The sequence below is a fragment of the Flagellimonas zhangzhouensis genome (assembly GCF_900102925.1).
Lineage (GTDB): Bacteria > Bacteroidota > Bacteroidia > Flavobacteriales > Flavobacteriaceae > Flagellimonas > Flagellimonas zhangzhouensis.
The window spans coordinates 1-14,560 of sequence record NZ_FNKI01000007.1; the positions used below are offsets into that span (position 1 = coordinate 1).

Annotated in this window: 14 protein-coding genes; 8 read left to right on the forward strand and 6 right to left on the reverse strand. The window is 40.3% G+C overall.

The window, feature by feature from the left end; translation table 11 throughout:
• The first annotated feature begins 705 nt into the window (after window positions 1–705).
• The 4 genes from thrS (at window position 706) to rplT (ending at window position 3,916) form a co-directional block, all read left to right on the forward strand.
• Window positions 706–2,646: a threonine--tRNA ligase gene (gene thrS / locus BLQ18_RS16350; RefSeq protein WP_090299372.1), complete on the forward strand. Its 1,941-nt coding sequence runs from the start codon at window positions 706–708 to the stop codon at window positions 2,644–2,646.
• Window positions 2,647–2,681: 35 nt separating this feature from the next.
• Window positions 2,682–3,233 carry a translation initiation factor IF-3 gene (gene infC / locus BLQ18_RS16355; protein ID WP_262492782.1) on the forward strand — a complete coding sequence of 184 codons (552 nt, stop codon included), beginning with the start codon at window positions 2,682–2,684 and terminating at the stop codon, window positions 3,231–3,233.
• A gap of 52 nt (window positions 3,234–3,285) precedes the next feature.
• Window positions 3,286–3,483: a 50S ribosomal protein L35 gene (rpmI, locus tag BLQ18_RS16360; protein ID WP_073181711.1), complete on the forward strand. Its 198-nt coding sequence runs from the start codon at window positions 3,286–3,288 to the stop codon at window positions 3,481–3,483.
• Window positions 3,484–3,571: 88 nt separating this feature from the next.
• Window positions 3,572–3,916 (forward strand): 50S ribosomal protein L20, encoded by a 345-nt coding sequence (gene rplT / locus BLQ18_RS16365; RefSeq protein WP_090299380.1) that lies wholly within the window; start codon window positions 3,572–3,574, stop codon window positions 3,914–3,916.
• Window positions 3,917–4,019: 103 nt separating this feature from the next.
• Here the strand turns inward: rplT and BLQ18_RS16370 are convergent, their stop codons facing one another.
• Window positions 4,020–4,442, reverse strand: coding sequence for a secondary thiamine-phosphate synthase enzyme YjbQ (locus BLQ18_RS16370; protein WP_090299382.1), 423 nt, complete (start codon window positions 4,440–4,442; stop codon window positions 4,020–4,022).
• A gap of 100 nt (window positions 4,443–4,542) precedes the next feature.
• Between BLQ18_RS16370 and BLQ18_RS16375 the strand changes: the two genes are divergently transcribed.
• Complete coding sequence (locus tag BLQ18_RS16375; RefSeq protein ID WP_090299386.1) at window positions 4,543–5,334, forward strand: HAD family hydrolase; 792 nt, start codon at window positions 4,543–4,545, stop codon at window positions 5,332–5,334.
• 82 nt (window positions 5,335–5,416) lie between these two features.
• Complete coding sequence (locus BLQ18_RS16380) at window positions 5,417–6,304, forward strand: dienelactone hydrolase family protein (RefSeq protein WP_090299663.1); 888 nt, start codon at window positions 5,417–5,419, stop codon at window positions 6,302–6,304.
• On the opposite strand, the gene BLQ18_RS16385 is transcribed toward BLQ18_RS16380, so the two are convergent.
• The 5 genes from BLQ18_RS16385 to tgt all read right to left on the reverse strand — a co-directional run bounded on the left by BLQ18_RS16385 (window position 6,301) and on the right by tgt (window position 12,583).
• Window positions 6,301–7,620, reverse strand: coding sequence for an asparagine synthetase B (locus tag BLQ18_RS16385; RefSeq protein ID WP_417935116.1), 1,320 nt, complete (start codon window positions 7,618–7,620; stop codon window positions 6,301–6,303). The genes BLQ18_RS16380 and BLQ18_RS16385 overlap by 4 nt on opposite strands.
• Window positions 7,589–9,136 carry a replicative DNA helicase gene (dnaB, locus tag BLQ18_RS16390; RefSeq protein ID WP_090299389.1) on the reverse strand — a complete coding sequence of 516 codons (1,548 nt, stop codon included), beginning with the start codon at window positions 9,134–9,136 and terminating at the stop codon, window positions 7,589–7,591. Before dnaB ends, BLQ18_RS16385 begins: the two co-directional genes overlap by 32 nt.
• A 167-nt stretch (window positions 9,137–9,303) precedes the next feature.
• Complete coding sequence (locus BLQ18_RS16395; protein ID WP_090299392.1) at window positions 9,304–10,257, reverse strand: acetyl-CoA carboxylase carboxyltransferase subunit alpha; 954 nt, start codon at window positions 10,255–10,257, stop codon at window positions 9,304–9,306.
• 113 nt (window positions 10,258–10,370) lie between these two features.
• Complete coding sequence (locus BLQ18_RS16400; RefSeq protein WP_090299395.1) at window positions 10,371–11,453, reverse strand: LptF/LptG family permease; 1,083 nt, start codon at window positions 11,451–11,453, stop codon at window positions 10,371–10,373.
• Window positions 11,453–12,583 carry a tRNA guanosine(34) transglycosylase Tgt gene (gene tgt, locus BLQ18_RS16405; RefSeq protein WP_090299398.1) on the reverse strand — a complete coding sequence of 377 codons (1,131 nt, stop codon included), beginning with the start codon at window positions 12,581–12,583 and terminating at the stop codon, window positions 11,453–11,455. The genes BLQ18_RS16400 and tgt overlap by 1 nt, the downstream gene beginning before the upstream one ends.
• Window positions 12,584–12,716: 133 nt before the next feature.
• On the opposite strand from tgt, the gene BLQ18_RS16410 reads away from it, so the two are divergent.
• Window positions 12,717–13,583, forward strand: a complete 867-nt coding sequence (locus tag BLQ18_RS16410; RefSeq protein WP_262492781.1) for a transketolase — start codon at window positions 12,717–12,719, stop codon at window positions 13,581–13,583.
• 16 nt (window positions 13,584–13,599) lie between these two features.
• Entirely contained in the window at window positions 13,600–14,553 is a 954-nt protein-coding gene (locus BLQ18_RS16415) for a transketolase family protein (RefSeq protein ID WP_090299406.1), read from the forward strand.
• Window positions 14,554–14,560: the final 7 nt, after the last annotated feature.

The window sequence follows — 14,560 nt, forward strand, 5'->3', positions numbered from 1 at the left end:
TCTTCCGACATCCGGAAACCTCAGAGTCCCCGCATCAAAATGGTTCTTAATTCTCTTTACGCTGTCGTTACAATATGTATATGAACTTCTTTGTTCTAAAACCGAGTTTCAATCTCATTAAATCAATTCTCTCTCGGCTTTGACCGCACAACCTCGTTGGTTAAGCGGGTGCAAATGTACAACTGTTTTTTTAACCGGCAAGCTTTTTTTTGAAAAAAAATTCAAAACATTTTCTTGACCTCAAAACAATCCTTTTACATGAACTTTTTCCTGATACACCTTAGTGTTTTTCGGGCTGCAAATGTAAAACGCTTTTTTTGATTACACAATGCTTTTTTTGATATTTTTTTCAAGCCTTTCCGACTTATCAAAACAGTATGTCAATGAGCTTTTGAACTCGCCAAAAAACAAACCCTTTGTTGTTTTTGGGGCTGCAAATGTAACACCATTTATAATATAAACAAGAGGGTTCTTTGCTTTTAGGATAGATTTATTTTCAACTCACTGAAAACAAAGCAGATAAAAATACAACTTTTTTTAAAATATCAAAACCCCCTTTTAATACATATTACATCCATCCAAAAAACCAATCATATCAACCTTATAAAGGAAGAAAATTAGTCCATATATATAATGTAGGTATTGTAGCATCTACACAAGATATTATCTTTGTCCTCCAATAATAAACTTAGAAGTTTAAACAACATGATAAAAATCACACTGCCAGATGGTGCTGTAAAAGAAGTTGAAAAGGGAACTACCCCCATGGAAGTGGCTAAAGGTATTAGTGAAGGCTTGGCTAGAAACGTTATTTCTGCCAAATTCAATGACACTGTTGTGGAAACAGTGACCCCTTTGACCAGTGATGGCACCCTTACCTTATATACTTGGAACAATGATGAAGGCAAAAAGGCATTTTGGCACTCTACCTCACACGTGGTAGCCCAAGCTTTGGAGGAATTATATCCTGGTATAAAACTAACCATCGGTCCTGCCATTGAAAATGGTTTTTATTATGATGTTGATTTTGGAGATCAAAGTATTTCTGAAAAGGACTTTCCAAAAATTGAACAGAAGGCTTTGGAAATTGCCAGAGGCAAGCACGATTACAAAATGCGAAGTGTATCCAAAGCGGAGGCTTTACAATATTATAAGGACCAAGGCAACGAATTTAAGGTTGAGCTAATTGAAAACCTTGAAGATGGCACTATCACATTTTGTGACCACAGCACCTTTACCGATCTATGTCGTGGAGGTCATATTCCTAATACAGGCATCATTAAAGCAATTAAATTATTAAGTGTAGCCGGTGCTTATTGGAGAGGTGATGAAAAGAATCCTCAGTTGACCCGTGTTTATGGTATTTCATTCCCGAAACAAAAGGAGCTTACCGAATACTTGCATTTATTGGAGGAAGCCAAAAAACGTGACCACCGAAAATTGGGTAAAGAATTGGAGCTTTTTACTTTTAGCCAAAAAGTTGGACAAGGTTTACCATTATGGCTACCTAATGGTGCTGCACTTCGTGAGCGATTGGAGCAGTTTTTAAAGAAAGCACAAAAGAAAGCTGGCTACGAAATGGTGGTAACACCTCATATAGGTCAAAAGGAATTATATGTTACTTCTGGCCACTATGCCAAATATGGTGAAGATAGCTTTCAACCAATACGCACCCCAAAAGAAGATGAGGAGTTTTTGTTGAAACCTATGAACTGTCCGCACCACTGTGAGATATACAATAGCCAACCTTTCAGCTATAAAGATTTACCGAAACGATATGCTGAATTTGGTACCGTTTATAGATATGAACAAAGTGGTGAGCTTCATGGCTTGACCCGTGTTCGAGGGTTCACTCAAGATGATGCACACATTTTCTGTACTACGGAACAGCTGAACGATGAGTTCAAAAATGTGATCGACCTTACCTTATATGTATTAAATTCTTTAGGTTTCAATAATTTTACCGCACAAGTATCAGTAAGAGACCTTGACAACCCTGAAAAATATATAGGTAATACCGACGATTGGGAAAAAGCTGAACAAGCCATCATCAATGCAGCAGAGGAAAAAGGATTGAACTATGTGGTTGAAAGTGGTGAAGCTGCTTTTTATGGCCCTAAGCTGGACTTTATGGTAAAAGATGCTTTGGGTAGAAATTGGCAGTTAGGTACCATTCAGGTGGATTACAACCTACCTAAACGTTTTGACCTTTCGTATAAAGGAAGTGATAATGAGTTGCACAGACCTGTAATGATTCACCGTGCGCCCTTTGGAAGTATGGAGCGATTTGTGGCACTATTGCTAGAGCACACAGGTGGAAACTTCCCATTATGGCTGATTCCAACGCAAGCTATTGTACTGCCCGTCAGCGAGAAACATGAAAAATATGCGGAAAAAGTTTTGAATTCGCTGGAAAATCACGAAATTCGCGCGCTCATTGATAATAGGAATGAAACCGTAGGAAAGAAAATCCGCGAGGCCGAACTCAAGAAAATCCCTTTTATGATCATCGTAGGGGAACAAGAAGAGGAGTCCGGAACCCTTTCTGTAAGGAGACACGGGGGAGACGATTTAGGCGGATTGAGCATTGAAGCGTTTTCAGACTTGGTATCTACTGAAATAAATAGTACCTTAAAGTCGTTCTAAAAATTAAGTTTAATTAAAAAGTTTAAGTCATAGCAATAAGAAGAAGATTTAGGCCCCAGCCTAGGAGGGAAAATAAAAACCCTCACAACATCAATGAAAATATTAAAGCCCGAGAAGTACGTCTTGTCGGCGATAATGTAGAAATGGGAGTTTATCCAATTTCTAAAGCACGTGAACTTGCAACAGAATTGGAATTGGATTTGGTTGAAATTTCACCCAATGCTGAACCACCAGTTTGTAAGATCATCGATTACAAAAAGTTTCTTTATGAGCAAAAGAAACGAGACAAGGCCCTAAAGGCAAAAGCAACGAAAGTTGTTGTAAAAGAAATACGTTTTGGCCCTCAAACAGATGACCACGATTACGAATTTAAAAAGCGTCACGCGGAAAAATTCTTGAAAGACGGTGCCAAATTAAAAGCCTATGTGTTCTTTAAAGGACGTTCAATCGTTTACAAAGACCAAGGTGAAATATTATTGTTGAAGCTTGCCCAAGAACTAGAAGAACTTGGTAAAGTGGAACAAATGCCGAAATTGGAAGGTAAGCGTATGACCATGTTCATTGCGCCAAAAACCAATAAGAAATAAAAAATACTGAACCAAGTTCAGCATATAATAAGCGGAGTTAAATACTAGGAAAATGCCTAAGATGAAAACAAAATCCAGTGCCAAGAAGCGTTTTAAGCTTACAGGTTCTGGTAAAATTAAAAGAAAGCACGCTTTCAAGAGTCACATTTTGACCAAGAAATCTAAAAAGCGTAAGCTTAAGTTGACGCATTCCACATTGGTACACGAGTCCGATGTGAATAGCATCAAAGAACAATTACGTTTAAAATAATTGTTCAACAGGTACATTATTTAATAACCATGGAGTCGGGCCAAAAAAGTTCCCAAACGGGGCGCCTGCTACAAAAAAATGAATCATTATGCCAAGATCAGTAAATTCAGTTGCTTCAAGAGCTAGAAGAAAAAAAGTGATGAAGCAAGCCAAAGGTTACTTTGGAAGACGTAAAAACGTTTGGACAGTAGCCAAAAATGCGGTTGAAAAAGCAATGCTTTATGCTTACCGCGATAGACGTAACAAAAAACGTACTTTCCGCGCTTTGTGGATTACCCGTATCAATGCAGGTGCCAGATTACACGGAATGTCTTACTCTCAATTTATGGGTAAAGTAAAAGCCAACGGAATCGAATTGAACAGAAAAGTTCTTGCCGATTTGGCCATGAACCACCCAGATGCCTTTAAAGCCATCGTTGAAAGAGTAAAATAAAAAATCAATATAAACTTACCCCGCTTATTAAGATCCCGCGCCTTGTGCGGGATCTTTTGTTTCAAATAAGTTCTCGACTGCGCTCGAACTGACAAATTCCAATTTATTGTCCATAGGCAGTAATGACCAATTTTCTACCAGAGGCATAATTTCGGTGCTCACACAAATAAATACCCTGCCAAATACCCATATTCAATCTTCCGTTTGATATTGGAATTTGAACAGAAGCTCCCATTAACGAAGCTTTAATGTGTGCAGGCATATCATCTGGACCTTCATAATTATGAACGTAGTACGGCATATTCTCAGGTACCATTTTATTTATATGACTTTCAAAATCGTTCCGAACGGTAGGGTCGGCATTTTCATTGATGGTTAAACTTGCAGAAGTATGCTTGATGAAAACCTGAAGAAATCCGACTTTGATTTGTTTTAGACTTGGAATGGCTTCTAATATGGTATCCGTGATCAAATGAAATCCTCTTGAATACGATCGTAATTGTAATTCTTCCTGATAAAACTGCATCCCTCCTATTTTGCTTAAGCTGCTAAATTAATGCAAACTTTACCCATTGCACATTCCCAGTTGATTGAATTACGGTAACTTTGCAGCTTAATTTTTTTATATGGACCTATCGCAGATTAAAATGGTGGTGACCGATATGGATGGTACGCTACTCAACTCCAACCACGAAGTAAGCCCTCGCTTTTTCGAAATCTACGAAGAACTCAAAAAAAAGAATATTGCTTTTGTTGCTGCCAGTGGAAGACAATACCACAGCATGGTCGACAAATTGGAGTCCATTAAGAATGAAATTTTGGTCATTGCCGAGAATGGCGCTTTGATCAAGAAACAAGGAGAAACCTTATTGACCACTCCCATCAATAAAAATGAGGTTGGTCGTATTTTGGATACCGTGAAACCTCTAGAACATGTGCATCCCGTACTTTGCTGTGAAAACAATGCTTTTGTGGGGGGCGATTCGGATGAGTTTATTGAAATGCTACGGGAATATTATTCAGAGTTTGAGATTGTAAGCGACCAAAAGCAAGTGGATGCGGAAGTTTTAAAAATCGCTATTTACCATTTTGAAAGCTCCGAACAATATATTTATCCCTCAGTTAAACATCTGGAAGATGGATTAAAAGTAAAAGTTTCTGGAGCCAATTGGGTAGATGTTTCGGACTTGAATGCCCATAAAGGTTACGCGCTAAAAAAGGTGATGGACGAATATCAATTAGCATCACACGAAATTATGGTATTCGGGGATTACAACAACGATTTGGAAATGTTGGAACTTTCAGACTTTAGTTTTGCTATGGCCAATGCCCATCCCAATGTGCTAAAAACTGCAAAATATAGCACCAGTAGCAATAACGATTTTGGTGTAGAGCGTATCTTGGAGAAATTGCTTTAAGATTTTCATTTAACAAACTTCGCGATTGTTGCTTGTTCAAAATTTGTACCTTAAGAGGGCAAATTCACTAAACAACTACAACATGGCACCTTTAAAAAAAGACGACATTAAGCAGGAGGTCTTTGACCTTTATGATGATTATGCACACAATAAAATTGATCGAAGGGAATTTATGGAAAAGCTTTCGGTGTATGCCGTAGGCGGAATTACAATAGCCTCCCTCCTTAGTTTTATGATGCCCGATTACAAAACCACCCTTGAGGTTTCCCCAAATGACCCAAGTCTAGATACCAAATTCATCACCTATAATTCTCCTAAAGGAGGTGGAGAAATCAAAGGATTGTTATCCAAACCCAAAGAAAATACAGGAAAATTGGGCGGCGTCGTCGTTGTTCATGAAAATCGAGGGCTAAATCCTTATATAGAGGATGTGGGTCGGAGAGCTGCTTTGGCGGGTTTCATTTCTTTGGCTCCCGATGCGCTAACTCCACTCGGAGGGTATCCTGGTAATGATGATGAGGGCAGGACTTTGCAAAGACAACGGGACCGAAATGAGATGCTTGAAGATTTTATAGCAGCATACGAATATTTGAAAAACCACGAAGACTGCAATGGTAAAATCGGTGTGGTCGGATTTTGTTTTGGGGGATGGATTTCTAATATGATGGCCGTAAAAGTACCTGATCTCGCCGCTGCTGTTCCTTTTTATGGCGGACAACCTGCGGATGAGGAAGTAGCTCAAATCAATGCGCGCCTCCTACTACATTATGCTGGATTGGATGAAAGAGTGAATGCGGGTTGGCCGGCTTACGAAGCCAAATTAAAGGAATTGGATAAAAAGTATGAAGCTCATATTTATCCTGAAGTAAATCACGGGTTCCATAACAACACAACACCCCGTTACGACAAAGCTTCAGCAGATTTAGCTTGGGAGCGTACGGTTCAATTTTTCAAGGATAATTTGAGTTAGGTTTTTTGTTTTTTCTTGCGAGCTGCTGGAAATAGAACATTGTTCAAAATCAGACGATACCCTGGAGAGGTTGGGTGTAGGTCCAATTCTGTTTTGGGGTCCCCTACCCTGTGTTGGTAATCTTCTGGATCGTGACCACCATAAAATGTAAAGAAACCTTTTCCTTTTATGCCGTGAATGTAACGGGCTTCGCCATTGATTTTGTTTTCACCCATGACCATAACGGTGGGTTTTATTTCTTCTCTGGTGAAAGATGTAGTCTGTCCCATAAAACCTTTTACCAAACTGGTATGGTTTTGGGTCAACATGGTAGGCACTGGATCCCATTTGGCCGAAAATTCCATTAAGGAAAAATAATCGGACTCCTTTTGCACATTAAATCGTTTGTTGGTCATGTCGATGGAAGAAAACTCATAGCGCAATGGATTTCTTTCCAACATAAAATTGGTAAACGCAAAGGTGTTGCTGTAATCCAACTTGGATTGATAATTGGGTTCGGATGGATCACCGTCGAACATAGGTTCGCAGATATCAACGTTTTCTGCTGCCAAGGCGATATCAAAACTATCGGTGGCCGAGCACATGGCGAACATAAAGCCACCACCCACAACATAATTTCTAATTTTTAAGGCTACATCGCGTTTTTCCTCAGATACTTTGGAGTAACCTAACTTTTGTGCCAAGGCTTCTGCTTCCGCTTTGGCCTCAATGTACCAAGGTGCGGCGCGGTAATGCCCATAAAAACGTCCGTATTGTCCCGTAAAATCTTCATGGTGCAAGTGCAACCAGTCGTACAATGCCAATTTATCACCCAATACTTCTTCATCATAAACTGTGGTATAGGGAATTTCGGCATAAGTGAGCACCATGGTCACAGCATCATCCCAAGGTTGGTTTCCTTTAGGTGAGTACACCGCAATTTTGGGAGCTTTTTCTAATACAACCGCATCTTGGTTTTGCGATGGACTGCTGATATCATCCAATATTTGTTCCGCCTGTCCGTCCGAAAGCACTTCAAAAGAAACTCCTCGAATTTGGCATTCTTTGCGAATAGCATCACCATCGGGCAACATAAACGAACCTCCACGATAATTGAGCAACCATTGCACTTTTTGCTGTTTGGTCAGTACCCAATAAGTGATTCCGTAAGCTTTTAAATGGTTTTTTTGTCCGTCGGCATCCATAGGAATTAGGATGACGGAGGCGAAAGATTGTAATGAAAGTAAGAGCACTATAAAAAGGAGACCTCTCGACTTCGCTCGAGGTGACAGGTAGGTGCTTTTTTTAAAACGGTACGTCGTTATCATCTGGGCCATCGTCACTGTTCATTGCGCTACCAAATGCTTCATCCGTACTTGGGAATTTTGGCGTTGCAAAGGGATTTTCTTCGTCCGCATTCATTTTCGATTGGAATTCGAATGGGGAATCAAAGTCATCCAAGTTATCAAATTTACCCAGAGCACCCACAAATTTTAACCTAATATTTTCTAAACCACCGTTTCTGTGCTTAGCTACAATAAACTCTGCTTGACCTTGGGTCGGGGTGCGTTCCTCATCGTCCCACTCGTCAATTTTATAATATTCAGGTCTATAAATAAAGGAAACAATATCCGCATCCTGCTCAATCGCTCCAGATTCCCTAAGGTCGGAAAGAATAGGTCGTTTACTTCCTCCACGGGTTTCCACTGCCCTTGATAACTGCGAAAGTGCAATTACAGGAACATCCAATTCCTTGGCCAACGCTTTTAGGTTACGGGAAATGGTCGAAATTTCTTGTTCACGGTTCCCTCCTTTTTGGCTACCTCCAGCTGTCATCAACTGCAAGTAGTCAATAATGATAAGCCTAATATTGTGCTGCGAAGCCAAACGTCTAGCTTTTGCTCTAAGGTCAAAAATGGACAAGGATGGCGTATCATCTATAAACAAAGGGGCTTTTTCCAAGGCTTTCACCTTTACATTCAATTGCTCCCATTCGTGTTTTTCCAGTTTGCCTGTTCTTAATTTTTCCGAAGAAAGCCCAGTTTCCGAAGAAATCAAACGAGTAATCAGCTGCACCGATGACATTTCCAAAGAAAAGAAAGCCACCGCTGTATTGGAATTCACGGCAATGTTCCTCGCCATAGAAAGCGTTAAGGCCGTTTTACCCATACCAGGTCTTGCTGCCACAATGATCAAATCACTGGGTTGCCAACCAGAAGTAAGTTTGTCTAGTTTATCAAATCCAGATGGGATACCACTCAATCCCTCTTTATTGGAAATTTCCTCAATTCTTTTCTTGGCTTGAATCACCAAATTTTGGGCAGTTTCGGCAGAACGTTTTAAGTTCCCTTGGGTAACCTCGTATAATTTTGCTTCCGCATTGTCCAAAAGGTCAAAAACATCTGTAGCATCTCCGTAAGCTTCCTCGATTATCTCACTTGAAATTTTAATAAGGCTTCGCTGGATAAATTTCTGGAGAATGATTCTTGCGTGAAACTCAATATGGGCCGAAGAAGCCACTTTTTGAGTCAATTTAATTAGGTAAAAGTCGCCACCTACCGCTTCTAGGTGGCCATCTTTCTTTAATTGGGAGGAAACCGTTAATAAATCCACAGGTTCCGAAGTTTCAAACAATTTAAAGATGGCTTCATAAATATACTTATGGCCTTCTTTATAGAAAACATCGGCATGGAGAATGTCAATTACCTCATCGACACCTTTTTTGTCAATCATCATCGCACCCAACACAACTTCCTCTAAATCAACGGCTTGTGGAGGTATTTTCCCTCTCTCAAGATTGATGAGGGCGGATTTATCTATACGATGTCCGACAATGGGGCTAGGTTTATCCATGGTTGCGAATGTAGCTAATTAACCTTTAGTTAACTTAACGATTGATGTATCGGATTTCAACAGGTACTCAACAATTTAATTGTTGATAACTAAAAAATCCAGTTAATAACTTAAAAAAAATAATGGATCCAACCTAATAAAAATGGTCAGCCCTTGAAAAACAGGAATTATTCGTTGAAAACACCCATATTCGAGTACTTTTCCATACGGGATTTCACCAATTCTTTTGGTGATAACTTTTTAAGTTCTTCAAAATGCGAAGAAATTTTGTTTTTTACCGTTTCAAAAGTTTTCTCGCGGTTGGCATGAGCACCACCAAGGGGTTCTTTTACGATTTCGTCCACCAATTTTTGTTTCTTCATATCGGTGGCGGTTAATTTAAGCGCATCTGCTGCTTGTTCTTTGTATTCCCAGCTTCTCCAAAGAATAGATGAACAGGATTCTGGTGAAATAACAGAGTACCACGTGTTTTCCAACATCAGCACCTTATCTCCTACACCTATCCCCAATGCACCTCCAGAAGCTCCCTCTCCAATGATCACCACTATAATTGGTACTTGAAGACGGGTCATTTCCAAAATATTACGTGCAATGGCTTCACCTTGGCCTCTTTCTTCGGCCTCGATACCTGGATATGCACCTGGAGTATCGATAAAGCAAACAACTGGAATTCCGAACTTCTCGGCAGATTTCATCAACCTTAGGGCTTTGCGATAGCCTTCTGGGTTGGCCATACCGAAGTTACGGTACTGGCGGGTTTTGGTATTGTACCCTTTTTGTTGACCAATGAACATATAGCTTTGGTCTCCAATTTTTCCAAGACCACCTACCATGGCCTTGTCGTCCTTTACATTTCTATCGCCGTGTAGCTCCAAAAATGTGTCACCGCAAATGGCATTGATGTAATCCATGGTGTATGGACGGTTGGGATGCCTGGACAATTGCACCCGCTGCCATGCGGTTAAATTTTTATAGATATCCTTTCGGGTTTCGTCAAGTTTCTTTTCAATCTGCGTGCAGGTCTCGCTAACGTCTACATCACTTTCTTCCCCAATCACCATACATTTTTGAAGTTGATCTTCAAGTTCTTTGATGGGGAGTTCAAATTCTAGATATTCCATGGGAAATTTAAATTTTCTTGAAAAACAATGGGGACAAATATAAAACTTTATGGGCAACCATTGCTAATTGTACAATACGTTTAACTTCAACAATATACGTTGTTTTTTGCGATTTATCGCTTGGCTTTCATCAGCATATATACCGCAAAAACACCAAAAATAAGGTTTGGAATTACCACGGCCAAAAGTGGGGAGAACCCAGATTGTTCTGCCAAGGTTCCAAATACCTTATCAAAGAAAATATAGACGAAAGCCACACCGATTCCAAAGGCTAAATTGAGCCCCATTCCTCCTCTACGCTTTACGGATGAAACCGCTACAGCAATAACGGTAAGAATGAAAGCCGCAATAGGCAAGGCCCAACGCTTATACTTAACCAATATGTAGGCGTTGATGTTAGAGGCACCTTTTCTTTTTTGGTCTTCGATAAAATCGTTCAATTCGAAAAGGTTTTTGGTTTCGGCCACATAGGAAACTGGGGTTAGATCATCTATTTCAAATGAGAAAATGGTGTCCAACCTACTTTTTGTTTCAATATATTCTGTGGTGTCTCTCACCTCTCTTTTTTCGTAACGGGTCAATCGATAAATACTGTCAGCGGGTATCCAGCGAATATTGTTGGCCGATATTTTATACTCCAACTGCCCAATGGAATCAAAATGTTCGTAAGTGAAATTATATCCAATCTGGCGGTTAGGGTCAAAACTGCTTACATAAATGTAATCGGTCTCATTTAATTGGTTGAAAATGTTCTCAGTGATTCTGTCCCGCTTTCCTTTTTTAAAGTACTTGTATTCAAACTCATTGAAACCGATACTGGCATGGGGCACTATAAACATCCCCATCATAAATATAAGGATGGCCACCAAGGTCGCGCCTATAAAATAAGGACGTAAAAATCGTGAATAGGACACCCCTGAACTCAGAATAGCCACCACTTCGGTGTTACTGGCCAGTTTTGAGGTAAAGAAAATAATGGATAGGAACAAAAAGATGGGCAACAACAGGTTTCCAATCACCAAAGTAAAGTTTCCGTAGAACACAATCACCTCGGATAAAGGAGCTTCGTTGTCTATGATCTTCCCGATTTTTTCGGCCAAGTTGGCCATAATTCCGATGGGAACAAATAGCATAAGCATCCCCAAAAAGGTAACTAGGTAACGCTTTAAAATGTATCTATCCAGTATGGTGAGCATTATAGCCTTTTATCCATTTGTTGAACCATCTTGTTTTTCCACTCGTAAAAATCTCCCGCTAAAATACGTTCTCTAGCCGTACGCGTCAACCATAAATAAAAACCGAGGTTGTGAATGGTCGCGATTTGCTTGCCCAAATATTCGTTTGCGGCGAACAAATGGCGTAAATACGCTTTGGAGTATTCGGTATCCACAAAAGTGATACCCATTTCGTCAATGGGTGAAAAATCGTTTTCCCATTTTTTATTTTTAATGTTGATGGTACCGTGTGCCGTAAACAACATTCCGTTTCTGGCATTTCGGGTCGGCATCACACAATCGAACATATCAATTCCCAAAGCAATGTTCTCCAAAATGTTGATCGGAGTTCCCACCCCCATCAAATATCTTGGCTTGTCTTCTGGAAGAATATCACAAACAATCTCTGTCATTTCATACATCTCCTCTGCTGGTTCCCCAACGGAAAGTCCACCAATGGCATTTCCTTCAGCTCCAACCGATGCAATATATTCTGCAGACTGCTTTCTTAAATCTTTATAGGTGGATCCTTGGACAATCGGAAAAAAGCTTTGGGAATAGCCATATTTAAAAGGAAGCGTCTCCAAATGATTGATACACCTATCCAACCATCTGTGTGTAAGATGCATGGAGCGTTTGGCATATTGGTAATCGCAAGGGTAAGGCGTACATTCATCAAAAGCCATAATAATGTCGGCCCCGATGGTCCTTTGGATTTCCATTACGTTTTCAGGTGTGAACACATGATGTGATCCATCAATATGGGATTTGAACTTAACTCCCTCTTCCTTGATCTTTCTATTATCCGACAAAGAATACACTTGGTAGCCCCCACTATCGGTCAAAATATTACGGTCCCACCCCATAAATTTGTGCAGACCACCAGCTTCTTCAAGAATACCTGTACTTGGTCTCAGGTACAAATGATAGGTGTTTCCTAAAATAATATCAGGATTTATTTCATCTTTCAACTCACGCTGGTGCACCCCTTTTACAGAGGCTACGGTGCCCACGGGCATAAATATTGGCGTCTGAATTTCACCATGATCCGTGGTCATGATTCCAGCCCGCGCCTTACTTTGCTTGTCTTTTTGTACTAATGTAAAATCCAAAAGAGTGTTTTAAGTCCGCAAATATAACCAACTCCTTTTCTGTAACCCTTAACAAAAAAATAAAGTTTCTGAGTATAAAACGATTAATAAATGTATTATATACACTTGTTTAGGAACTTTATTGCGATTACCTTTGAAATCTAATTTAAAAAAGATGCCGAACACACAAGAATTACAAGACCTGGTTTTTCAGGTGAGAAGGGACATTTTAAGAATGGTCCACAAGGTAAGTTCTGGTCACCCAGGGGGGTCTTTGGGATGTACAGAATTTTTAGTGACGCTTTACAATGAAATCATGGATTTGAAAGATGGTTTTGATATGGACGGAATCGGAGAAGATCTTTTCTTCCTTTCCAACGGTCACATCTCTCCAGTCTTTTACAGCGTATTGGCCCGTAGAGGGTATTTTCCAGTAGAGGAACTAAATACGTTTAGATTGATCGATTCCAGATTACAAGGTCACCCAACCACCCACGAAGGACTTCCAGGTGTTCGTGTGGCATCTGGTTCATTAGGACAGGGTATGTCCGTAGCCATTGGAGCTGCCTTAGCCAAAAAATTAAACGGAGATGACCATTTGGTGTTCAGTCTTCATGGTGATGGTGAATTGCAGGAAGGTCAAAACTGGGAAGCTATTATGTATGCTGCTGGTAATAAAGTGGACAACCTAATCGCAACGGTTGACCGTAACGGACAACAAATTGATGGTCCTACCGAAAAAGTACTTCCTTTAGGGGATGTTTCTGAAAAATTCAAAGTGTTCGGATGGGACGTTCTTGAAATAGAAAACGGAAACGACCTTGAGCAAGTGATTGCTGGTTTAAATGAAGCCAAGAGCAGAACTGGAAAAGGAAAACCTGTTTGTGTGGTGATGACCACCGAAATGGGTAACGGTGTTGATTTTATGATGCACACCCACGCATGGCACGGAAAAGCGCCAAGTGATGAGCAATTGGCCACCGCATTGGCCCAAAACCCAGAGACTTTAGGCGATTATTAATTCAGAAACAGAAACAATGACCAAATATACAGATCAAGGAAAACAAGATACCCGCAGTGGATATGGTGCGGGAATGACTGAACTAGGGAGAACCAACCCAAACGTTGTTGCATTATGTGCCGACTTGGTAGGATCTCTTAAAATCGAAACTTTTATCGAGGAAAGCCCAGAGCGTTTCTTTCAAACAGGAATCGCTGAAGCGAATATGATGGGTATTGCCGCTGGTTTGACCATTGGTGGAAAGATTCCTTTTGCTTCTACCTTTGCCAACTTTGCAACAGGCCGTGTGTACGATCAGATTCGTCAGTCCATTGCTTATTCCGACAAGAACGTAAAAATATGTGCTTCCCACGCAGGTTTAACGCTTGGTGAAGATGGTGCAACCCACCAGATTCTGGAAGATATCGGTTTGATGAAAATGCTACCTGGCATGACGGTAATCAATCCATGTGATTTTAACCAGACCAAAGCGGCTACCATTGCGATTGCTGAGCACCACGGTCCTGTTTACCTTCGTTTTGGTAGACCAAAAGTGGCCAACTTCACACCTGTTGACCAAAAATTCGAAATTGGTAAAGCAGTAATGTTGAGTGAAGGTACTGATGTGACCATTATTGCAACAGGACATTTGGTATGGGAAGCTTTGATTGCTGCCGAAAGTTTGGAAAACCAAGGTATTTCTGCTGAAGTGATCAATATTCACACCATTAAACCTTTGGATGAAGAAGCCATTTTGGCCTCTGTGAAGAAAACTGGATGTGTGGTAACTGCAGAAGAGCACAATTATTTAGGTGGACTTGGAGAAAGTGTTTCAGGTGTATTATCATCTCACTACCCTGCCCCTCAAGAATTTGTGGCCACCAAAGATACTTTCGGAGAAAGTGGTACCCCAGAACAATTGATGGAGAAGTACGGATTAAACAATAAAGCCATAGAAGCAGCCGTTTTAAAAGTGTTGAAACGTAAATAGTTTCAGT

Bases quoted from the DNA above. Each gene is read 5' to 3' on its own strand.
- BLQ18_RS16370 (WP_090299382.1), bottom strand. From the start codon at position 4,442: ATGCAGTTTTATCAGGAAGAATTACAATTACGATCGTATTCAAGAGGA.
- rpmI (WP_073181711.1), top strand. From the start codon at position 3,286: ATGCCTAAGATGAAAACAAAATCCAGTGCCAAGAAGCGTTTTAAGCTT.
- BLQ18_RS16400 (WP_090299395.1), bottom strand. From the start codon at position 11,453: ATGCTCACCATACTGGATAGATACATTTTAAAGCGTTACCTAGTTACC.
- BLQ18_RS16385 (WP_417935116.1), bottom strand. From the start codon at position 7,620: ATGGCCCAGATGATAACGACGTACCGTTTTAAAAAAAGCACCTACCTG.
- rplT (WP_090299380.1), top strand. From the start codon at position 3,572: ATGCCAAGATCAGTAAATTCAGTTGCTTCAAGAGCTAGAAGAAAAAAA.
- BLQ18_RS16375 (WP_090299386.1), top strand. From the start codon at position 4,543: ATGGACCTATCGCAGATTAAAATGGTGGTGACCGATATGGATGGTACG.
- BLQ18_RS16380 (WP_090299663.1), top strand. From the start codon at position 5,417: ATGGCACCTTTAAAAAAAGACGACATTAAGCAGGAGGTCTTTGACCTT.
- BLQ18_RS16395 (WP_090299392.1), bottom strand. From the start codon at position 10,257: ATGGAATATCTAGAATTTGAACTCCCCATCAAAGAACTTGAAGATCAA.
- BLQ18_RS16415 (WP_090299406.1), top strand. From the start codon at position 13,600: ATGACCAAATATACAGATCAAGGAAAACAAGATACCCGCAGTGGATAT.
- thrS (WP_090299372.1), top strand. From the start codon at position 706: ATGATAAAAATCACACTGCCAGATGGTGCTGTAAAAGAAGTTGAAAAG.
- dnaB (WP_090299389.1), bottom strand. From the start codon at position 9,136: ATGGATAAACCTAGCCCCATTGTCGGACATCGTATAGATAAATCCGCC.